Raw genomic sequence first — 22,198 nt, forward strand, 5'->3', positions numbered from 1 at the left:
GTTTCTTTTAAATCCCACATAACACCCAGTTAATAATGACATGAGTTAGGGAGCAGAATACTTATCTCTATAAATATAAAACTCATCAAGGAAAAGTTTAGTTACATATCACAAAAACATAATAAATATTAATTAAACAATTCAATATTAAACAGCTAGTAGCAATTCAACCAAAGATTACACAATGAAATACAAAGATTTTTTATCTTTATCATTGAAAATAAAAAATCGCCCCTCGATAACCCACAGGAGCGATTTTTCATATTAAGAAATCTCAATCTATATCGTTATTTTCGATGCAAAAGTAAGTAAACACTCACCACAAAAAATAACAAACTCGGCAATAGCGCCCCCAATATCGGTGGCATGCTATAAACCAGACTGAGCGGGCCGAATATCTCATTCAAGACATAGAAAATAAAGCCCATGCTGATACCCACAACTACCCTGAACCCCATCGGCACGCTGCGCAGTGGCCCGAAGATAAAGGAAAGCGCCATCAGCATCATTACCGCCACCGATAACGGTGCGAAGATTTTCTTCCACATATTAAGCTGGTAACGCCCGGCATCCTGCTGGCCCTGTTTCAGGTAGGCAATATATTGATGCAAACCGCGTATCGAAAGCGCTTCCGGATCGAGGGAAACGACGCCCAACTTTTCGGGTGTCAGCCGGCTTTCCCAGTCCGCAGAAAGGCGTTGTGATCCTGTAATTCGCCCATCTTGGGCTAAATCGGATTCTTCAACCTGAGATAACTTCCATTGATGGCTATCTTTGTCATACACCGCTGAAGCCGCATATCTTATGGATAACAATTTCTGGTTGTCATCAACATGATAGATGCTGATGCCATTCAGGGCATTGTCTTTTCCCACACTCTGGATATAGACAAAATCGTGGCCATCTTTCGCCCAAAGCCCTTTAGTGGTTGACATCAGCGAGCCACCATACATTTTTTGCGAGCGGTAATTACGGGCGAGTTGCTCTCCCTGCGGCGCAACCCATTCACCAATCACCATTGTCAGCAAGACCAGCGGGATTGCCGTTTTCATGACTGATCCCGCCACTTGCAGGCGGCTAAAGCCAGAAGCCTGCATCACCACCAGTTCACTGCGGGTTGCCAGTGTCCCCAAGCCCAATAATGCGCCAAGCAGAGCGGCCATCGGGAAGAAGATCTGGATATCTTTGGGTACGCTTAACAGGGTATAAATGCCGGCGGAAAGCGCGGTATATTCCCCCTGGCCGACTTTACGTAGCTGATCGACAAATTTAATGATGCCGGAAAGCGATACCAGCATGAACAACGTCGTCAGGATGGTTTGCAGGATGGTTCGGCCGATATATCTATCCAATACCCCAAACATCATAACGCTCCTTGTTTCTTAAAGCGTGAACGCAGTTTGCGCATGGGGACGGTATCCCACAGGTTCAGCGCCACAGCCAACACAAAATAGGCACCGTTGACCAACCACATCCAGAACATCGGATCAAGTTTGCCTTTACCGCCATTGGAACGCAGGGAGCTTTGCAACAGGAAGAAAATCAGGTAGAGCAACATGGCGGGCAACATGCTGAGTATGCGCCCCTGACGTGGATTCACGGCACTTAACGGCACCACCATCAACGCCATGATCAGCACCGAGACAATCAACGTCAGGCGCCAGTGAAATTCTGAACGAGAGTCGTTGTCAGTATCATGCCAAAGCTGCTCAAGCGATTTTTGTTCAACTTTGCTATCGACATCAACTCGTTGATGCCCAATCACGGCCTGGTAATTGGTGAAATCAGTAATGCGGAAGTCACGCAACAGTGCTGTACCTTCATAACGCGTGCCCTGATGAAGTACCGCTACCTGATTCCCATTCGGACGCTCTTCCATATGCCCGCCATCCGCAATCACCACGGAAGGACGTTGGTCATTCGCTGGCCGAAGCTGAGCCAGGAAAACATGCTCAAAAGTATTCCCCTTCACATTACCGATATAAAGCACCATGTTGCCATCACGAGAGGGCTTGAACCGCCCTTCCATGACGGCGGCAAGGCTTGGATTGGCTTTTGCATCCGCCAATACTTGCGCTTGATATTTGGAAGACCACGGGGTGAACCAGATAACGTTAGCGGCTGCCAACGCTGATGTAAGTAAAGCCAGAATAAGGGCTGATTTCACCAATGCACTTTTGCCCAACCCGCAGGCATGCATGACAGTGATTTCACTTTCAGTATAGAGTTTGCTGAATGTCATTAATACCCCAAGAAATAAACTCAGGGGCAAAATAAGCTGCGCCATCTCTGGCACACCTAAACCTAACAACGATAGAACCAAATTTGCAGGAATATTCCCTTCTACTGCCGCACCCAATACCTCAACTAATTTCTGACTGAAAAAGATCAGCAGTAAGATGAAAAGTATTGCGATCTGGCTTTTCAGGGTTTCCCGTACTAGATATCTAATGATGATCACGCTTATTACGCCTGTGAAAACTTGTCTTTTTGCAGGAAAGTCGCTAACTTCGTCGTATATCTACCATTTATATGAATCAGTTTGGCTTCCCCATCGCTAAAATGATACCAAAGCATTCCCTATATGGGTTCCCAATTAGAACATACTTATCGTCAGCTAAGTACCAAAAAATAAAAGGGTTAGCTGAACATAACCGTTAATTTTCTTTGGGATGAATGAATGCGGAGCGTGGTATTTTAGCGATTGTATCCGTCTTTGTCTTTAAGATTCAGGAGAACGCATGGAGTTTAGTGTAAAGAGCGGTAGCCCGGAGAAACAGCGCAGTGCCTGTATTATTGTCGGCGTGTTTGAACCCCGCCGTCTTTCCCCTATCGCAGAGCAACTTGACAAAATAAGTAACGGCTACATCAGTGCCTTATTACGTCGTGGTGAACTTGAAGGCAAGGTAGGTCAAACCTTATTGCTGCATCATGTTCCTAATGTACTGTCTGAGCGTATTTTGCTGGTTGGATGTGGAAAAGAGCGTGAACTGGATGAACGCCAGTATAAGCAAATTATCCAGAAAACGATCAGCACCCTCAACGAAACCGGTTCAATGGAAGCAGTATGTTTCTTGACAGAACTGCATGTGAAGGGACGCAACAATTACTGGAAAGTCCGTCAGGCGGTCGAAACGGCCAAAGAGTCACTGTATGTTTTTGATCAACTCAAGAGCAGCAAAAATGAACTGCGTCGCCCACTGCGTAAAATAGTGTTTAATGTGCCGACCCGCCGCGAACTGACCAGCGGTGAACGTGCCATTCAGCACGGCCTTGCCATTGCATCGGGCATCAAGGCGGCAAAAGATCTGGCGAATATGCCCCCCAATATCTGTAATGCCGCGTACTTGGCATCGCAGGCGCGCCAGCTTGCTGACAACGCGGCCAATCTGACCACCAAAGTGATTGGTGAAGAGCAGATGAAAGAATTGGGCATGAACGCTTATCTGGCGGTCGGTCAAGGTTCGCAAAATGAATCCTTGATGGCCGTCATGGAATACAAAGGCAGCAAAGACGCCAATGCGAAACCTATCGTGCTGGTGGGCAAAGGGCTGACGTTTGATTCCGGCGGTATTTCCATCAAGCCAGCCGAAGGCATGGATGAGATGAAATATGATATGTGCGGTGCCGCTTCTGTTTATGGTGCCATGCGCGTGGTTGCCGAACTGCAATTGCCCATCAATGTCATCGGTGTTCTGGCCGGCTGTGAAAATATGCCGGGTGGGCGTGCCTATCGTCCGGGAGACATTTTAACCACCATGTCCGGCCAGACCGTTGAAGTGACCAACACCGATGCGGAAGGCCGTCTGGTACTGTGTGATGCGCTGACTTATGTTGAGCGTTTTGAACCGGAACTGGTCATCGATGTGGCAACCCTGACCGGCGCTTGTATGATCGCGCTGGGCAGCCATTATACGGGGCTGATGTCTAACCACAACCCACTGGCGCATGAACTGTTGAATGCGTCAGAACAAGCAGGGGATCGGGCATGGCGTCTGCCGTTAGGTGATGAATATACCGAGCAGTTAGAATCCAACTTTGCCGATATGGTCAACGCGTGCGGACGCTTAGGTGGTGCCATTACCGCCGGCGCTTTCCTGTCCCGCTTCACCAGCAGATACAACTGGGCACACCTGGATATCGCCGGGACAGCCTGGCGTTCAGGTAAAGCAAAAGGCGCAACAGGTCGTCCGGTTGCGCTCCTGTCACAATTCCTGTTAAATCGTTCAGGATTGAATTCTGATGATTAATGTCTCTGCCACCTAAATGGAATTAAGGGTATTGCAACTGCAATACCCTTTTCCGTCAAAAGACTATGAAAAACGCCACCTTTTATTTGTTGGAAAAGCTGCTATTGGAAAAGCAGTCACCAGAGAAACTGTCACCGGAACTCTCATCGCCAGAGGATCTACAGCCACATGAATGGCTGGCCTGCCAGCTTGCTGCTGACCAATGGCGTGCAGGGAAGCGGGTTCTGATTGCGTGTGAAAACCAGCAACAGGCCGAAAAACTGGACGAAGCATTATGGCAACGGGAGCCGAATCAATTTGTGCCGCACAATCTTGCCGGAGAAGGTCCCCGCTATGGTGCCCCGGTGGAATTGTGCTGGCCGCAAAAAAGAAGCCATGCTCCCCGCGATGTGCTGATCACCCTGCTTCCGCATTTTGCAGACTTTGCCACGGCTTTCCATGAAGTGATAGACTTCGTTCCTATTGATGAAAATCTGAAACAGTTAGCGCGCGAACGATATAAATCCTATCGTAGCGTCGGCTTTAATTTGACCATGGCCACCCCGCCAACCTATTAAATATCAAGATACAATGGAAAAGACACCCGCTACTCAAACGCAATCTGAGCCATCTCTCGATAAAACGTACAACCCGACAGAGATAGAGCAACCCCTTTATAACCACTGGGAACAGAGTGGTTACTTTAAACCGAATGGCGATACCCGCCGCGAAAGTTTCTGCATCGTCATTCCGCCTCCCAACGTCACCGGCAGCCTGCATATGGGGCACGCATTCCAGCAGACCATTATGGACACGATGGTGCGTTACCAGCGCATGCAGGGTAAAAACACCCTGTGGCAGGCCGGGACTGACCACGCGGGCATCGCGACCCAAATGGTTGTTGAACGCAAGATCGCGGCCGAAGAAGGCAAAACCCGCCACGATTATGGACGTGAAGCCTTTATCGACAAGATTTGGCAGTGGAAAGCCGAGTCGGGTGGCAATATCTCCAACCAGATGCGCCGTCTGGGTAACTCCGTCGATTGGGAGCGTGAGCGCTTCACGATGGATGAAGGTCTGTCCAAAGCGGTAAAAGAAGCTTTTGTTCGCCTGTATCAGGAAGATCTGATTTACCGTGGCAAACGCTTGGTTAACTGGGACCCGAAACTGCGCACCGCGATTTCTGATCTGGAAGTCGAAAACCGCGAAGTCAAAGGTTCCATGTGGCACCTGCGCTATCCGCTGGCTGACGGTGCCAAGACCGCCGAAGGCAAAGACTATCTGATTGTGGCGACGACCCGCCCGGAAACGATGCTGGGGGATACCGGCGTTGCGGTTAACCCGGAAGATCCCCGTTATAAGGATTTGATTGGCAAAGAGATCCTGCTGCCACTGGTCAACCGCCGCATTCCGATTGTCGGCGATGAGCACGCGGATATGGAAAAAGGCACCGGCTGCGTGAAAATCACCCCGGCCCACGATTTCAATGACTATGAAGTCGGTAAGCGCCACAACCTGCCGATGATCAATATCCTGACCTTCGACGGTGATATCCGCGAAGCCGCAGAAGTCTTTAACAGCAACGGCGAAATTTCTGATAGTTACTCAACCGACATCCCGGCCGAATACCGCGGCATGGAGCGTTTCGCTGCCCGTAAAGCGATTGTGGCCGAGTTCGAAAAACACGATCTGCTGGTTGAGGTCAAACCCCATGACCTGACCGTTCCTTACGGCGATCGTGGCGGTGTGGTGATTGAGCCAATGCTGACCGACCAATGGTACGTCCGTACCGCACCACTGGCAAAAGTGGCGATTGAAGCGGTTGAAAATGGCGACATCCAGTTCGTCCCCAAACAGTATGAAAACATGTACTACTCCTGGATGCGTGATATTCAGGACTGGTGTATTTCCCGTCAATTGTGGTGGGGACACCGCATTCCGGCGTGGTATGACGCACAAGGCAACGTCTATGTTGGGCGCGATGAGGAAGAAGTCCGCCGCGAAAACAATCTGGGTGCCGATATCCCCTTGACTCAGGACGAAGACGTACTGGATACCTGGTTCTCCTCCGGCCTGTGGACATTCTCTACCCTCGGCTGGCCTGAGCAGACCGACGCGCTGAAAACCTTCCATCCAACCGATGTGCTAGTCAGCGGCTTCGACATTATCTTCTTCTGGATTGCCCGTATGATCATGATGACCATGCACTTCATCAAAGATGAAAACGGCAAGCCACAAGTGCCATTCAAGACGGTCTATATGACAGGTCTGATCCGCGATGAAGAAGGCCAGAAGATGTCAAAATCCAAAGGGAACGTTGTCGACCCGCTGGATATGATCGACGGTATTTCGCTGGAAAGCCTGCTGGAAAAACGTACCGGCAATATGATGCAGCCACAACTGGCGGAAAAAATCCGCCAGCGCACGGAAAAACAGTTCCCGGAAGGCATTGAAGCCCACGGTACTGATGCCCTGCGTTTCACTCTGGCAGCACTGGCTTCTACCGGCCGTGATATCAACTGGGACATGAAACGCCTGCAAGGTTATCGCAACTTCTGTAACAAACTGTGGAACGCCAGCCGTTTCGTGCTGATGAATACAGAAGGGAAAGATTGCGGCCAAAGCGGGGGAGAAATGTCACTGTCACTGGCAGATCGCTGGATTCTGGCCGAATTCAACCAAACCGTCAACGCCTATCGTGAAGCGCTGGATACTTATCGTTTCGACATCGCTGCAAACATTCTGTACGAATTCACGTGGAACCAATTCTGTGACTGGTATCTGGAGCTGTCCAAACCTGCGATCAACAAAGGTTCAGAAGCCGAAGTCCGTGCGGCTCGCCATACACTGATTGAAGTCCTGGAAGGTTTACTGCGGCTGGCTCATCCTATCATTCCATTTATTACCGAAACCATCTGGCAGCGGGTGAAAGTTGTCAAAGGCATTGATGCCGATACTATCATGCTGCAACCTTTCCCTGAGTTCGATCAGGCGAAAGTGGATGAACTGGCGCTGAACGATCTGGAATGGATTAAGGAAGCGATTATTGCGGTACGTAACATTCGTGCCGAAATGAATATCGCGCCAAGCAAGCCGCTGGAAGTTCTGCTGCGTGATGCCAATGACGATGCCCAACGCCGCGTGGCTGAAAACCTCAACTTCATTCAGGCAATGGGCCGCCTCTCTTCTGTCACCGTATTGGCAGCAGGCGAAGAAGCCCCTGTTTCGGTGACCAAACTTATCAATGGGGCAGAAGTGTTGATCCCAATGGCCGGTTTGATTGATAAAGATGCAGAGCTGGCACGTCTGGATAAAGAAATCGAGAAACTGGATAAAGAAATCAGCAGCATTGCAGGCAAACTGGCTAACGAAGGCTTTGTCAGCCGTGCACCGGAAGCCGTTGTTGCCAAAGAGCGCGAACGTCTGGCGACCAACAATGCCGCGAAAGAGAAATTATTGGCGCAGAAAGAGACGATCGCTGCACTGTAGTTTTTCTGAGTTGAAATTTATTCATGTAAGCCACTGTGATTTAATTGACAGTGGCTTTTTTCTGCCATCTTTTTTTGTGCAATTGCTATCACTTGCGATATCGTTTTTAACTTAACAACCACTGTACCGACATAAAAAATACCAAAGCAATGACCAAACTTTTTAATATTGATTGCGTATATTTACTGATAAAATAAGATAACACCAATGTAATTAATGCCAATACATATCTAATATTAAACTGTTCAATTAATTCACTCAGGGATAGATTATCCAACGAAATATTGACGATAATCGTTCCCAGAATAAAACAGATGGCATAATCCAGCGCAGTAATAAGTAGGCTCTTTCCCTTAAATAACCGATGATTATTGATCAAGAAAGGTGCTGCTCTTAACACGTAACTGATTAATCCCATTAATACGATTAGCAGCATCATGATGCTTTATCCTTTTTGATTCTCCGCTCAATGAATGCAATCCCTATTCCACATAAAATAGGGAGCGCCAGATCCACGAATTTCATATCCAGTTCATTCAATAACGGCGTGCATACTCCGCCCATCATTGTCGCCAATACTGACCTATCTTTGCCCGCACGCTTGGCCGCCAGAGAGGCGAAATGAATAGGAACCAACATCACAAGAAACAGGGAGAAAGATTGATAATTCAGGTGCTCTGCCGAAGCATACCCCAACAAAGTGGCACAGAATGTTATCACAAAACAGGGTATAGCCACGCCCAGATAAAAATGAAACTGGGATTTGCCATCCGTGATATTTTCCGCCGAGAGATGCGAATGCGTGACCGTATAAGTGCTGGCACTAAATCCGAGCATCGACAGCAAAATATCTCGCTTAGGAATACCATGAAAATATTGTGACATCACCATCGCCATCAAGAAAAAACGGAAATTGATCAGCAATGCCAAAATAATCACAGACAGTACCGCACCATCAGCCAGATAACCTACCGCAGCAACTTGTAACGGAGCGGCATAGATCAATAATGATCCCACCAACGTTTCCGTTAATGGAACACTATGACTTTGATAAAGTGCACCAATCGAAGTAAAAATAAAGAAGAAGGAGATACAAACAGGCAAAGAATCAGCCATACCTTTCCTAAAGAATGAATTCAACACTTGGCCCCTATTTATAGTTAGCGTTATATACTCGTCGTACTCCAAGATATATTTAATGATATTTGTAATCAATGATCCACAATTTTGGTGTGTTATTTATTATCAATAATATCGCGATATGATATAACTTTATTTTATATATAATGACTTTAATATTCCCATTATAGTATAAATCATGTTAAAAAAATAATTACTTTCCGGAGAAATAGCATGAAAGCCATACTCAATATATTATTAGCAGGTCTTATCCAATTTGGCTTCACCGACCTTACCTGTGCGCAATCGACTCTTGATAACATCCAATCCACGGGAGTATTCAAAATTGGCACAGAAGGTGCTTATGCGCCCTTCAGTTATCATGACACCTCTGGAAAACTGACCGGATTTGATGTGGAAATCGGCCGTGAAATTGCACTGCACATGAACGTAAAACCTGAATTTGTTGAAGGTAAATGGGATGGCTTAATTGGCGGTCTTGATGCCGGGCGTTTCGATGCCGTGATGAACCAAATCGCCATTACCCCGGAACGCGAGAAAAAATACAGTTTCTCCCTGCCTTATGTTATTTCACACGCCGTCTTGATTACCCGCAATGATAATAACGATATTAAGACATTCAACGACTTAAAAGGTAAAAGATCGGCTCATACCCTGACCAATAACTTTGCCCAGATCGCCCGACATTATGGCGCAGAGATTATCGGCACTAACGGTTTTAATCAGGAAGTGGAACTCGTCAGTACCGGTCGTGCCGACGCGACGATCAACGATAAACTGTCGTATCTCGATTATAAAAAGCACCGCCCGGAAGCACCGGTAAAAATTGTTGCCACTGAGGCTCAGGCCGCTAAAACTGCTGTACTGCTGCGTAAAGACGATACAGCATTAAAAGCCGCAATCGATAAAGCCATTACTGAGATAAAAACGGACGGGACTTATCAGCGGATTTGGGATAAATATTTCGCGGAAGGGACGGGTAAATAATCCAAAACGTTAATCAGATAGGCATATACGATAGTTCTAAGCTATAACTTTCTTGTATATAGCGTTCACCTTTTCTTGCAATATCATCATTAAAACAAGCCTATAAAAAATAAACATATTTTTAATCTCTATCAGGAAGGTTTTATGACCCCATCATGGCTCAGTTTAGCGCTGGACTCCCTGTGGCCGATGCTTTACGCCGGCCTGACATTCACTATTCCCCTCACTCTGATTACATTCGCACTTGGGATCACGTTGGGGTTTGTCGTTGCCTTAATCCGGCTGTATGGTCCTAAGCCACTGGTTGCGGTAGTTCGGTTTTACGTCTGGCTGATCCGTGGTACGCCCCTGTTGGTGCAGCTATTCCTGATCTTCTACGCCCTGCCCAGTGTCGGCATTACTCTGGAAGCATTCACCTCTGCGGTGATCGGCTTTACCCTGAATGTGGGAGCTTATACCTCAGAAGTGATCCGGGCTGCATTGAGTTCTGTCCCCAAAGGGCAATGGGAAGCTTCTCACTCTATCGGGATGAGCTGGTGGCAATCACTACGCCGGATCATTCTGCCACAGGCGGCACGGGTTTCTATTCCTCCCCTGTCTAATACCTTTATTTCGCTGGTCAAAGACACGTCCCTGGCTTCCGTGATTACGGTGCCGGAAATGTTTCTGGCGGCACAGCGCATTGCCGCCGTCACCTATCAGCCGTTAATCCTGTACACCGAGGCCGCTATTCTCTATCTCCTCTTGAGTTCGGTACTGTCCGCACTGCAAGTCCGGTTGGAAAAGAAATTCGCCCAGCAAAATAGCAATAAGGAAGCCAGAGATGATTCAGCTCACCAACATTGAAAAAAGTTTCGACGGGCAAAAGGTGCTGAAAAATATTAACCTGACCATTAAAGAAGGCAGCCTGACCGCACTGATTGGCCCTTCCGGTAGCGGTAAAAGCACCTTGCTGCGTTGTATTAATCTGTTGGAGATCCCACAGGCTGGCAAGCTGAAAATTGGCAAAGAGCAGATGACCTTTAACGGAAAAGAGCGGCTGCCGCATCGGGAAATCCAGCGTTTTAGCCTGCAAACCGGCATGGTATTCCAGAACTTCCAGCTTTTCCCGCATCTGACGGTGATTGAAAACATTATGGAAGGGCTAATTTGGGTACAAAAATGGTCCCAAGAACGTGCCAGAGAACGGGCGAGGGAATTGCTGGAAAAAGTCGGCCTGTCCCACAAAGCGGATGTTTGGCCGAGCACCTTATCGGGCGGCCAGCAGCAACGAGTGGCTATCGCCAGAGCGATGGCACCTTCCCCCAAAGTGCTGCTGTGCGATGAGCCGACATCAGCGCTTGATCCTGAATTATCCAAAGAAGTCGTTTCGGTGTTGAAACAATTGGCAGGAGAAGGCACCACCATGATAATGGCAACCCACGATTTGCGTCTGGCGGCCAACCTTGCCCATAACGTGGTGTTTCTGGAATCCGGCGAGATTATTGAATCCGGCACGGCAAAAACGATCTTCACCCGTCCCAGTAAGGTACGTACTGTCGAATTTATCTCAACCCTGACAGAAACCTTACCGGATTGGGAAATATAGCAAGCAGTCACGTTTAACATTAGCAACATGATTTATTCGGAGAAACACAATGAAGAAAATTTTGAGTCTGTTACTGGCGAGTGCGACTGCCCTTGCTATTTCTGCCCCTGGTTATGCCGGCAAAGATTTTGATGCCATCAAAGCCTCTGGCGTCTTTAAGATTGGCACGGAAGGCACGTATCCTCCTTTTACCTACCACGATGCCGGCAATAAATTAACCGGTTTTGATGTGGATATCGCACGGGAAATCGCCCGCCGCCTGAACGTCAAACCTGAATTTATGGAAGTTAAATGGGATGGATTGATCGCCGGGCTGGATGCCAAGCGTTTTGACGCCGTGATCAACCAAGTCGGCGTCACGCCAGAACGTGAAGCGAAATACAGTTTTTCCCTTCCTTACACAACGTCTCAAGTCGTGTTGATCACCCGTGATAATAACAGTGATATTAAAACTTTCGCCGATATTAAAGGAAAACGTTCAGCCCAATCACTCACCAGTAACTACGGGCAACTGGCAACCTCTTATGGCGCTAATTTAGTCAGTACCGATGGTTTTAACCAAGCCATTGATCTGGTCGCCACCGGACGCGCCGATGCCACATTGAATGATCGTCTGTCATTCCTCGATTTCAAAAAACAGCGCCCTAATGCGCCGGTGAAAATTGTCGCTCAACAAACTGATGCGAGTCAATCCGCCGTATTGCTGCGCAAAGGAGATGCTGAACTACTGGAAGCGGTTAATAAAGCCCTGCAAGAGATAAAGGATGACGGCACGTATGCCCGTATCTCCGAGAAGTATTTTGGCGAAGATATTTCTCAGTAATTTTTTTGATAAATAAGGCGGGCGGTATCTGAATGAACCGCCTTATTTACACTTAAACGTTTTCATTGCTTTTTCTAATTCATCACTGGGATTATAAATAAAAAACTCACCTTTCATCAGAATTTGGGCATTGCGCTGGGCACTTGCATACTTTATATATTCACCCTCATGTGTGATACTAAACTCCGATATTCCCGATAAGTGTTCAATACGCACCGTAGAATGATCGTTAATGCGATAAACATAATAGATATTGCTGGCGACTGTTCCGGGAAAGCAGCAAGCAGCCGCTAAACAGCAGCCACCAGAGACGGCAACCGATAAATGGACATTTTTGGGCGTGAGATATCGGATAGTAATATCCCCTGCGTATAAAGGAGGCGCAATGATCGCTATTTTCGGTTGGGTTATCGATTCTTTTAAATCCTTCTCATTCATCACTTCGCCATTTCTTTTACGAATCCCCATCTTAATTCCCATGTTTACTCTTATTTCCATGATTTTTTCTTGTAATACTTGATTATTTTTAATTTCATTGAGATTTTCATAACCCGAGATCCCTAAGCTTTCTGCGCTGATAATGATCATAGGGACAGTGACATCAATACAAGTGACCGGAATATCATTAATTTGGTCAATTAAATTGCCTGTCGGAAAAAGGGCTTTGGTTTTTGAACAGGCCGGATCTTCAAATGACAGGTTAACTTCCGGGAAATCGCCAATCACACCCGGCATCGATGCCAATTGGTATTGAGGAGAGACATTCGCCATCGTACATAAAATATTTTTATGGGTATTGGTATTATAAATCGTTAACTTTCCATCAGGCATTAACCATTTTTCTTCCGGAAGATCCCTGATTACCAAAGGTATCGCTGATGTCATATTTCCACAATTAACCTCCCATGAAACGGTATAACTCTCTTTCTCAAGCTGTGCAAAAGTACTTATCACCTTGTTAGATTGATAATCGATATCAATGATAAAGGCTTTGTTGCTGGTTGTGGTTTCCCGACCCAAACCGTGTAATTGTTTATTATTTTCACTGCTTCCGTGAAGAGGAACACCCATAATAATCTTAAGAATTTCTTCCTTTAGTGCTTTTTTTTCTGGCAGATTTTTTTGTAGTAAAACAATCCCCGTTGAAGTTCCACCTCGAACATAATAAAGCGGAATTCGAATGGGAAAAGAGAGTTTTTTCATATTATTACCATGATTAAGTTTGTTTTTTGTTAAATTCTTCTTTATGATTATTTTAAATATTCCATCCAAAATCAGAAATATAAAAGCATAAGTTATTATTATTTCAAGACAAGGAGAATGTATTGCATTAATGATAAACGTAATATAAACAAGGACTATATTTATTAGTTATAAATGGTTAGAATATAAGCGTATATTTATTCAGAAAAAATCTTATGAAGGAATAACTTATGATCCGTCAAAGAAAAGTGTTTACAAGTAATCGGAATCAATATGTGAGACTTCCAGCAGATCTCCATTTTCTTGATAATGTAAAAACGGTAACAATCAGAGAAAATGACAAAGAACGCATTGTTACATCAGCAAAAAATACATGGGATTCATTCTTTTTATCTGAACAAAGTGTAACAGACGATTTTTTATCCGAACGTCCTGAGCAAGTAACTTATGAAAGGGAACCTTTTGATGATTAAGTAATTACTTGACACCAATATTGTTATTTTTACCATTAAAAAACGCCCTGAATTTTCACTTCCTGAGTTTAATCAACATGCAATTCAGATAGCTATTTCTACCATTACATTAGCAGAATTGATTTTTGGCGTAGAAAAAAGTGCAAACCCTACAAAAAATCTCGCTACTGTTTTGGATTTTGTATCTAGACTGACCATCATACCTTATGATGAACAAGCTGCTTTTCATTATGGAAACATTCGAGCGATACTTGAAAAACAGGGGCAAAGAATAGGTGATAATGATTTGCATATTGCAGGACACGCTAGAAGCAAAGGATTAATTGTTGTTACTAATAACACTAGAGAATTTAATAGAGTGGATGGATTGAGAGTCGAAGATTGGACAAAAGAATCAGAATAAATACATCTTGTTGATGCTTTGTTAATTTCTATTGTGGAGAATGTCGGAAAATCGTTTCTGGATAACATCCATATGTCCATATCAGGAACAATATAAAGCAATGACTCGTGATTTCTGGAAAATACGCTATGCTGAGTCAATATACATTCTTTCATCGCGTATTTTTATTTCCATAATAACACTTTACCTTCTACGCAGTGGTAATGTATGGTTATCGTCATATTTCCTTTTCTTCTACTTTATGTCAAGAAGTGTATTCGGTTTCTTTCTTGCTCATAAATTCGAAAAATCAGAAAAGAAACAACTCCTTATTCAATTAATATTATTCTTTATGGGAATATCACTGACGACCATTATAATTAAATCTTTAACCATAAGCCCATTGATATTTATCTTTGTTTCCATTGGAATTGGTTTTGTTGAAACATTTTTTATTCCTGTTGTTAATGCCTTTATTCCCTCCATAGTAGATAATGATTTTATCGTTGAAGCATTCAGAAAAACTTTTTTAATTCAAGCATCAAATAATTTATTTGGCATCGCAATTGGCATGTTAGGATATCAATCGATTGGATTTGAAAATATGATGTGGGTTATTGTGGCTTTATCATTAGTTTCTTTTATTATTCTGCTTTCTTTAGATTGTAAAGGCCAATCCATTTCTTTCGAAAAATCACCTGCCGACTATAACATAAAAAAATCTATCGCTATATTTATGCGTTATCGTTTTGAACCTTGGTGGGCGCTCTCTTCAATGATAATTAATATGTTTCTTGCTTCATTTTCATCATTGATCATTCCTTATTTTATAGTAAAAATTGCAGGAGGAAACCCTATCTCAGTTGGCCTAATTGAAGGATGCGCCGCCGGAGGGGCTATTTTTTCATCATGTTATTTGCAGAAGAAAATTGAAACAATCATCGGGAAAGCGCGGTGTGTTATTTTGTCTTTCTTTATCGTCGGATTATGCTTTTTTCTGTTTGCTTTTTCTCATTATATTTTTATTTGGAGTATTCTGGCATTTTTCATGGGAATGGCAATAGTGATGAATAATATCAGTGTAGAATCGAACCGCTCCATCGCTATTCCTGAGAAAAATCGGGTAAAGATTCAAACTATTCACAATGCACTCATTGGGTTCGCTAACCCACTGGGTTTATTATTAACTCCGTTTATCATAACGCACTATGGATATATGGTTTCACTGATCATTTCAGCTTTAGTTGTCATAATTATCGCTATTTCTGTCCGTTTTATTCCTCTTTTTTATGAATTATTAACCAGTAAGCAAGAGGATATTACTAATTTATATGAAAAAAGGTATGGTGATTTATAAATATTACAAAATGGAATCAATCTAATAGTAACTAATTATTAGCTATACATATATCTTCCATTCTGTATTATTTACTCCCCTATCAATAAAAATATAAAGAGAAAATAATGACAACAAAAACAACACACGACTACGTTATTCGCCCCATCACCCAACAAGACAATGTCGGTATTGCCGCGGTGATCCGTGAGGTATCTGCCGAGCATGGGTTAACCGCTGACAAAGGCTTTGCCGTTGCTGATCCGATTCTGGATACCTTGTACGAGGTTTACAACCAGCCACGCAGCACTTACTGGGTGGTTGAAATGGCGGGGAAAGTCGTTGGCGGCGGCGGTGTTGCTCCGCTGGCGGGGGGTGATAACGATATCTGTGAATTGCAGAAAATGTACCTTTCATCAGTATTGCGGGGAAAAGGTATTGCCAAACAAATCGTGAAGCAATCTCTCTCATTCGGGGCAGAACAGGGGTTTAAACGCTGCTATCTGGAAACCACGGAAAACTTGAAAGCCGCCATTGCCCTGTATGAGAAACTGGGATTCAGCTATCTTGATCAGCCACTTGGCAACACTGGCCACAGCGACTGCGAAATCAGGATGGTCAAAGAACTGTAAAATCAAGCCCCACCGTTCAAGTGGGGCATTTGGCTTCAAAATCCCTTAATGCAATCTGGGTTCATCTTCCTCAGGGGGAAAGAGATCACCCTCATCTTCATCATCAGGGGCATTGGGATCTTCAAAGTACGTCCCCCAACCGTCGTAATTGACACCGATCTTTTCCGCCAGATCCATGAGCTGCTCAACCTGCACGTCGATCAATTCAGCCTCTAAACGGCTTTCACTGATCACATCACAACACATCAAAACAGCTCCGTCTTCTGTTTCCAGCTCTTCCGCATCCGTGACTTCATAACCTAATCTGAAGGCTTCAAGGGCGGCCTTTTCCAGTTGATCAAAATCTTCTGCCGAAAAATGGTGTTCAATAATATAAAGCGCCTCAGGATCGCTGCCATCTTCCAATAATTCTTCGATGATCAAGCGAGTTTCTTCACGCTGTTCTTCTAAAGCATGTAGGTCTGCCATGCCAATCCCCTCCGTCAGTTGGCTGTCTTGTTTTGCATTCTCCCATCTTTTCTGGGCAAAGGATATATCTAACCCGTTTTGTTTAAAGAGAAATGCAAGCCATAAGCGACTGATCTATAACCCGTCTTAATAGACTTACTCTTATAAATGCTAAACACGATGCTTGTAATTGAATTTTTTATCGATATATAGTGAATATAAATTCAATATTGTCTGATGGAGAAAATCCATAATGAACCCATTTTTCAAGCGCTCGTTCCTAAGATTACTTGATATTAGCCCCACAGAAATTAATACCCTGTTAACTTTGGCTCATACATTAAAAGCGAATAAAAAATCAGGTTCGGAATCGCCCTTACTCGCGGGGAAAAACATTGCCCTGATCTTTGAAAAAGATTCCACCCGTACACGCTGTGCCTTTGAAGTTGCCGCCCATGATCAAGGTGCCAATGTGACCTATTTAGGCCCAAGTGGCAGTCAGATCGGGCACAAAGAATCCATCAAGGACACCGCGCGGGTACTTGGGCGTTTTTATGATGGCATCCAATACCGTGGGCACGGTCAGCAAATTGTCGAAACGCTCGCGCAATACGCAGGGGTTCCGGTTTGGAATGGGCTGACGAATGAATTCCACCCAACTCAACTTTTGGCTGATTTACTGACGATGCAGGAACACAGCCAAAAACCGCTGTCTGAAATCACATTTGCCTATTTGGGCGATGCCCGCAATAACATGGGCAATACCCTGCTGGAAGCGGCCGCATTGACGGGCATGGATCTCCGTTTAGTCGCGCCAAGAGCCTGTTGGCCAGACGATAATTTGATTGCAGAATGCCAAAAGCAGGCAGAAAAAACCGGCGCTCAGATCATGCTGACAGAAAATATTGCGCAAGGGGTAAAAGGGGCTGATTTTCTCTATACCGATGTTTGGGTATCCATGGGAGAACCAAAGTCGGTCTGGCAAGAGCGCATTGCCTTACTGAAACCTTATCAAGTCAATATGACTGTGATTAAACTGACCGGAAATCCAGCCGTGAAATTCCTGCATTGCCTGCCTGCTTTTCACGATGAAGAGACGGCACTCGGCAAGCAACTGGCGAAGGAATTCAATCTCTATGGTGGGCTGGAAGTGACAAATGACGTGTTTGAATCAGAATACAGTATTGTGTTTGATCAGGCCGAAAACCGCATGCACACCATTAAGGCGGTGATGGTGGCAACGCTGGTGGAAAATCTCACATTGTAGCTATCGATAAATTCACATCGTCTCCGTTTATTATCTCCCCGCGACGCGGGGGAGATAATAAACGCATCTTGAAGTACGACGGCCTATCTCCGACTGACTTTTGCTTAAAGCCAGAAAATAACGTTGTCACTATGCACAAATTTTCAATATATTGATAATCATCACATTAAATCACATTCATTTAACCATTTGATTGCTATAATAAATCATCTCTTTTAGAAAGATTTTTCTATTAATTAAAAATTTATGGTTATTTTTTGGAAAATTTTTTCTATCTCCCTATGCCATATTCTTTTGCAAGAGTGAAATACTCCCCCTAAAAAACATTAATAATTCATTTATAGGACGACAAAAATGATAAAAAATATAGCGACCGTATTGATCCACGGCGGAAAACAGCAAGACAAAGAAAACCATGCCATTTTTCCCCCCATTACAACCGCCAGTACTTTTGTACAGAAAAATTTATCTGAACAGGGTGAATTTTGTTATTCCCGTTGCAGTAACCCAACACGCCATGCTTATGAAACCTTATTAGCCGAAATAGAAGGGGGAACTTACGCAACGGCAACCGCATCGGGTGTCGCAGCCGCGGCTTTAGTCTTAAACCTGTTACCCAAAGAGTCCCATATTATTGCGATGAAAGGGGTTTATGGTGGCACGTTCCGTTTATTTGAACGCGTTGCTATCGAGAATAATGGTCATCAGTTTGATTATGTCGATTTAAATAACCTGACTGAAGTTGAGGCTAAGGTAAAAGAGAATACCCGTTTAATCTGGATAGAAAGCCCGACGAATCCATTATTAGAGTTAGTGGATATCAAACGTATTTGTGCATTCGCAAAAAATAATAATATTTTAACTTGTATTGATAATACCTTTGCCACCGCATGGAACCAAAAGCCGCTCGAATTAGGTGCCGATATTGTGATGTTATCGACCAGTAAATACATTGGCGGCCATTCAGATCTGATTGGTGGTGCGGTTATTACCCACCGAAGTGATTTAGCCAATCGGTTAGATTTCTTAAAAACGACGCTCGGGGCCATTGCATCCCCTTTTGATGCTTATTTAGCCCTGCGTGGATTAAAAACCCTGGCGCTACGCATGTCAGCGCAATGTGCTAATGCCCTTGAAATAGCCAAGTTCCTGCAATCTCATGGCAAGATTGAACAAGTCTATTATCCTGGTTTACCCACTCATCCACACTATGCCATTTGTCAGGCACAAATGCGCGCCGGTGGTGCCGTTGTGACGATCAAATTAAAAGGTGATCTGGAAGATACCAAAAAATTCTTAAGCAAATTACGCTATTTTGTTTTGGCAGAATCTCTCGGTGGGGTAGAAAGTATGGTCAACCATTCTGCAACCATGTCGCATGGCTCAATGACTAAAGAAGAGCGCGAAGCGATTGGTATTTATGATACTGTGTTACGTTTATCAGTAGGAATCGAAGATATTCGCGATTTATTGGCTGACCTTGAACAAGCATTAGAATAAATTGAATTTATATAAAAAATAACAAAAACAAGGTAAGTAAAAAATGAATGATTACGGTATTTGGACCATCATTACCCCTGTTGTTACCATTATTTTAGCGATATTTACACGCCAGGTTATTTTATCACTCCTGCTCGGTATATTAGTGGGATTTACAGTTATTCATGACCATAATGTTATTTTAGGCATACAAGGAACGGTTGAAGGTATTATTAATACCTTTTCTTCTCCCGGTAATACCAAAACCATCATCTTTATGTTAATGATTGGTGGAATAATGCGGCTGGTGGTGGTGACAGGTGGTGTGCGATCCTTAGTTCGCTTACTCACGGATAAAACGCAACTGATTGAAAATAAAAAAGCCGTTCAATTTTTGGCAATGATGATTACCTCATTAATTTTTATTGAAAGCTCAATTAATCAGTTAATCGCTGGCGCGTCTACCAAGAAATTAGCCAAAAATTATGGTATTCCACCAGAAAAAATGTCTTACATTATCCAGACATCCTGTGTTTCTGTTTGCTCTTCTGCCATGATTAATGGTTGGGGAGCGGCAATGATGGGCGTCATCGGCGTGCAGATTTCTAAAGGGTTAATCAACGGTGAACCTTTTGATATTCTGGCCGGCGCTATGATTTATAATATTATGGCCTGGTTATCGCTGGCCTCTGTTTTATTCTATATTTTTTCTAATGTATCTTGGGGGCCAATGAGAACCGCAGAAATGCGGGCGTTACATGAACATTTAAATAATGATATTGAAGACAAGCCCAGTGAAGATAATGATGATATTATTGACCACCCCAACAGCCATACTTCATTAAACTTCTTTATTCCTATTTTATCGACGGTATTGATGCTGCCCCTTGCGCTCTATATCACAGGTAATGGTGATTTTAGTAAAGGCAGCGGTTCAACCTCTATCTATTGGAGTGTTATCTTTGGAACCACAGTCTCTTTTTTCTGGTTCTTGATACGTCGAATTTTAACCATCGAAACCTTTTTTAAAGAACTTTATATTGGTTATGCCAGCATGATAAAAATAAGTTCGGTCATGGTATTGGCATTTTTAATGGGTAACGTTTCCGCTGATTTAAATACCGGCGCTTATATTGCACACATTACCTCTGATGTTATTCCGGCCGGTTTTTCCATCGGTTTTATTTTCCTGATCAGTTCCATCATGTCATTAGCAACAGGCACTTCATGGGGGACATTCGCCATTATGATCCCCATTGGTGTACAGCTCGGTATTTCCGTGGGTATGCCTCCTGAATATATGATTGGTGCCGCCATTGCAGGGTCGATTTTTGGTGATATGACATCGCCCATTTCCAGCGATGCTATCGTTGCCTCCATGGCAACCGATTGTGACCATATTGAACATATTCGCACGCAAATGCCCTATGCGTTGGTGACGGCAAGTTTCGCTCTCGCCATCTATTTTTATTTAGGCTTTACTTATTAATTTAAATCCTCTGAGGATAATATGTCTTTAAAAGAAAATTTAGCAAAATTTGCTCGTCTTGATTTACTTAAGACAGTAACCATGATGGATAAATTGGAAAATTTATCTCACTATTTAGGGCGTGATATTTATATTAAAAGGGATGATTTAACGCCCTTAGCGATGGGCGGGAATAAATTACGGAAATTGGACTATCTTATTGCTGACGCATTACAAAAAAAGGCGAAGGTGATTGTGACTGCCGGCGCCATTCAATCCAATCATGTCCGGCAAACCGCAGCGATTGCGGCGAAGTATGGCCTAAAATGTGTCGCTTTATTGGAAAATCCCATCCAAAACCAAGATAATAATTTTCTGAATAATGGCAATAAACTACTAACGGAATTATTCAACGCCCAATGTGTTATGTGTAATGAGTTGTTCGATCCCAATAGGCAAATGGAGGCATTGATTGACCAGCTCAATCTCAAAGATGCCTATATTGTTCCCGTCGGCGGTTCTAACGCCCTTGGTTCATTGGGTTATGTGCGTTGCGCATTAGAAATTGCCGAACAGCGCCCAAAAGATGTAGAGTTTGCTGCCGTTATTGTCGCCTCTGGCAGCGCAGGAACACACGCGGGATTAGCGATCGGATTACACGTCACACTCCCACAAACACCGGTGATTGGTGTTACCGTCTCGCGAGTTACCGCCGAACAAGCGCCAAAAGTGAGTCAATTGCAGCAAGAAATCAGCTCGCTCTTAGGTCAAACAACCTGCCCGGATGTCCTGTTGTGGGACAACTATTTTGCACCAATGTATGGCATGCCAAATAAACAAGGATTAGACGCCATTAGATTATTGGCACAAAAAGAGGGCATTTTATTAGATCCCGTCTATACCGGAAAAGCCATGGCCGGATTAATTGATCGTGTGCTGAATAACACCATTGAGAGTCAGAAACCATTGCTGTTTGTGCATACGGGCGGAGCCCCTGCGCTGTTTTCTTATTCTGGGATTGATGTCATAAGCTAAAGAAATAATGTCTTGGCCGTATGGTGGCATTGAAGACATTCCATTGACAACCGGCGTGTAGTAAAAAGAGGGCATTTATTACAGTTCGGTTGTCTGCTTCTGGATTAATACACTTATCCAACTGGACACGCTTAGTTTCGCGAAACTTGGCGACGATGAGGAAAACTGTATTTTTTGGCCTGCCAAGCCACGATTAATCCAAGCAATAGCAATATATAGC

Annotated in this window: 20 protein-coding genes and 1 pseudogene; 15 read left to right on the forward strand and 6 right to left on the reverse strand. The window is 44.1% G+C overall.

What is annotated here, in order from left to right; all coding sequences use genetic code 11:
- Positions 1-287 precede the first annotated feature (287 nt).
- Positions 288-1,364: an LPS export ABC transporter permease LptG gene (gene lptG / locus PSI15_RS09885; protein WP_273583404.1), complete on the reverse strand. Its 1,077-nt coding sequence runs from the start codon at positions 1,362-1,364 to the stop codon at positions 288-290.
- Positions 1,364-2,461 (reverse strand): LPS export ABC transporter permease LptF, encoded by a 1,098-nt coding sequence (lptF, locus tag PSI15_RS09890; protein ID WP_273583386.1) that lies wholly within the window; start codon positions 2,459-2,461, stop codon positions 1,364-1,366. Before lptF ends, lptG begins: the two co-directional genes overlap by 1 nt.
- A gap of 280 nt (positions 2,462-2,741) precedes the next feature.
- On the opposite strand from lptF, the gene pepA reads away from it, so the two are divergent.
- The 3 genes from pepA (at position 2,742) to PSI15_RS09905 (ending at position 7,718) form a co-directional block, all read left to right on the forward strand.
- The gene (pepA, locus tag PSI15_RS09895) at positions 2,742-4,250 is read left to right on the forward strand and encodes a leucyl aminopeptidase (RefSeq protein ID WP_273583387.1); all 1,509 of its coding nucleotides are present in this window, start codon (positions 2,742-2,744) and stop codon (positions 4,248-4,250) included.
- A gap of 65 nt (positions 4,251-4,315) precedes the next feature.
- Positions 4,316-4,807, forward strand: coding sequence for a DNA polymerase III subunit chi (locus tag PSI15_RS09900; protein ID WP_273583388.1), 492 nt, complete (start codon positions 4,316-4,318; stop codon positions 4,805-4,807).
- 13 nt (positions 4,808-4,820) lie between these two features.
- Positions 4,821-7,718: a valine--tRNA ligase gene (locus PSI15_RS09905; RefSeq protein WP_273583389.1), complete on the forward strand. Its 2,898-nt coding sequence runs from the start codon at positions 4,821-4,823 to the stop codon at positions 7,716-7,718.
- Between the two features lie 106 nt (positions 7,719-7,824).
- On the opposite strand, the gene PSI15_RS09910 is transcribed toward PSI15_RS09905, so the two are convergent.
- Positions 7,825-8,157: a hypothetical protein gene (locus tag PSI15_RS09910; protein WP_273583390.1), complete on the reverse strand. Its 333-nt coding sequence runs from the start codon at positions 8,155-8,157 to the stop codon at positions 7,825-7,827.
- Positions 8,154-8,834, reverse strand: coding sequence for an AzlC family ABC transporter permease (locus PSI15_RS09915; protein ID WP_273583391.1), 681 nt, complete (start codon positions 8,832-8,834; stop codon positions 8,154-8,156). Before PSI15_RS09915 ends, PSI15_RS09910 begins: the two co-directional genes overlap by 4 nt.
- 237 nt (positions 8,835-9,071) lie before the next feature.
- Between PSI15_RS09915 and PSI15_RS09920 the strand changes: the two genes are divergently transcribed.
- The 4 genes from PSI15_RS09920 (at position 9,072) to PSI15_RS09935 (ending at position 12,256) form a co-directional block, all read left to right on the forward strand.
- On the forward strand, positions 9,072-9,845 hold the full coding sequence (locus PSI15_RS09920; RefSeq protein WP_273583392.1) for an amino acid ABC transporter substrate-binding protein: 774 nt from the start codon (positions 9,072-9,074) through the stop codon (positions 9,843-9,845).
- Positions 9,846-9,989: 144 nt separating this feature from the next.
- Positions 9,990-10,691, forward strand: coding sequence for an amino acid ABC transporter permease (locus tag PSI15_RS09925; RefSeq protein WP_273583393.1), 702 nt, complete (start codon positions 9,990-9,992; stop codon positions 10,689-10,691).
- Entirely contained in the window at positions 10,669-11,433 is a 765-nt protein-coding gene (locus PSI15_RS09930) for an amino acid ABC transporter ATP-binding protein (protein WP_273583394.1), read from the forward strand. Before PSI15_RS09925 ends, PSI15_RS09930 begins: the two co-directional genes overlap by 23 nt.
- A 49-nt stretch (positions 11,434-11,482) precedes the next feature.
- Positions 11,483-12,256: an amino acid ABC transporter substrate-binding protein gene (locus tag PSI15_RS09935; RefSeq protein ID WP_273583395.1), complete on the forward strand. Its 774-nt coding sequence runs from the start codon at positions 11,483-11,485 to the stop codon at positions 12,254-12,256.
- Between the two features lie 42 nt (positions 12,257-12,298).
- On the opposite strand, the gene PSI15_RS09940 is transcribed toward PSI15_RS09935, so the two are convergent.
- Positions 12,299-13,459, reverse strand: a complete 1,161-nt coding sequence (locus PSI15_RS09940; RefSeq protein ID WP_273583396.1) for a PrpF domain-containing protein — start codon at positions 13,457-13,459, stop codon at positions 12,299-12,301.
- 230 nt (positions 13,460-13,689) lie between these two features.
- Between PSI15_RS09940 and vapB the strand changes: the two genes are divergently transcribed.
- The 4 genes and pseudogenes from vapB (at position 13,690) to PSI15_RS09960 (ending at position 16,282) form a co-directional block, all read left to right on the forward strand.
- A complete protein-coding gene (gene vapB, locus PSI15_RS09945; RefSeq protein WP_273583397.1) occupies positions 13,690-13,932 on the forward strand; it encodes a type II toxin-antitoxin system VapB family antitoxin in 243 nt (80 codons plus the stop codon).
- Positions 13,933-13,936: 4 nt separating this feature from the next.
- Positions 13,937-14,335, forward strand: a pseudogene (vapC, locus tag PSI15_RS09950) (type II toxin-antitoxin system tRNA(fMet)-specific endonuclease VapC); the annotation flags it as partial.
- A gap of 40 nt (positions 14,336-14,375) precedes the next feature.
- Entirely contained in the window at positions 14,376-15,671 is a 1,296-nt protein-coding gene (locus tag PSI15_RS09955) for an MFS transporter (RefSeq protein ID WP_273583398.1), read from the forward strand.
- Positions 15,672-15,778: 107 nt separating this feature from the next.
- Positions 15,779-16,282 (forward strand): GNAT family N-acetyltransferase, encoded by a 504-nt coding sequence (locus PSI15_RS09960; protein WP_273583399.1) that lies wholly within the window; start codon positions 15,779-15,781, stop codon positions 16,280-16,282.
- A gap of 45 nt (positions 16,283-16,327) precedes the next feature.
- Here PSI15_RS09960 and rraB read toward each other — a convergent pair whose 3' ends face one another.
- The gene (gene rraB, locus PSI15_RS09965; protein WP_045968382.1) at positions 16,328-16,750 is read right to left on the reverse strand and encodes a ribonuclease E inhibitor RraB; all 423 of its coding nucleotides are present in this window, start codon (positions 16,748-16,750) and stop codon (positions 16,328-16,330) included.
- Positions 16,751-16,982: 232 nt separating this feature from the next.
- Here rraB and argF point away from each other — a divergent pair, with 232 nt between their 5' ends.
- The 4 genes from argF (at position 16,983) to PSI15_RS09985 (ending at position 21,978) form a co-directional block, all read left to right on the forward strand.
- A complete protein-coding gene (argF, locus tag PSI15_RS09970) occupies positions 16,983-17,996 on the forward strand; it encodes an ornithine carbamoyltransferase (protein ID WP_273583400.1) in 1,014 nt (337 codons plus the stop codon).
- 354 nt (positions 17,997-18,350) lie between these two features.
- Entirely contained in the window at positions 18,351-19,496 is a 1,146-nt protein-coding gene (locus tag PSI15_RS09975; protein ID WP_273583401.1) for a trans-sulfuration enzyme family protein, read from the forward strand.
- 43 nt (positions 19,497-19,539) lie between these two features.
- Positions 19,540-20,964 (forward strand): Na+/H+ antiporter NhaC family protein, encoded by a 1,425-nt coding sequence (locus PSI15_RS09980; RefSeq protein WP_273583402.1) that lies wholly within the window; start codon positions 19,540-19,542, stop codon positions 20,962-20,964.
- Positions 20,965-20,985: 21 nt separating this feature from the next.
- The gene (locus PSI15_RS09985) at positions 20,986-21,978 is read left to right on the forward strand and encodes a D-cysteine desulfhydrase (RefSeq protein ID WP_273583403.1); all 993 of its coding nucleotides are present in this window, start codon (positions 20,986-20,988) and stop codon (positions 21,976-21,978) included.
- The last annotated feature ends 220 nt before the right edge of the window (positions 21,979-22,198 follow it).

Source organism: Xenorhabdus sp. PR6a (genome assembly GCF_028599065.1).
Taxonomy (GTDB): domain Bacteria; phylum Pseudomonadota; class Gammaproteobacteria; order Enterobacterales; family Enterobacteriaceae; genus Xenorhabdus; species Xenorhabdus doucetiae.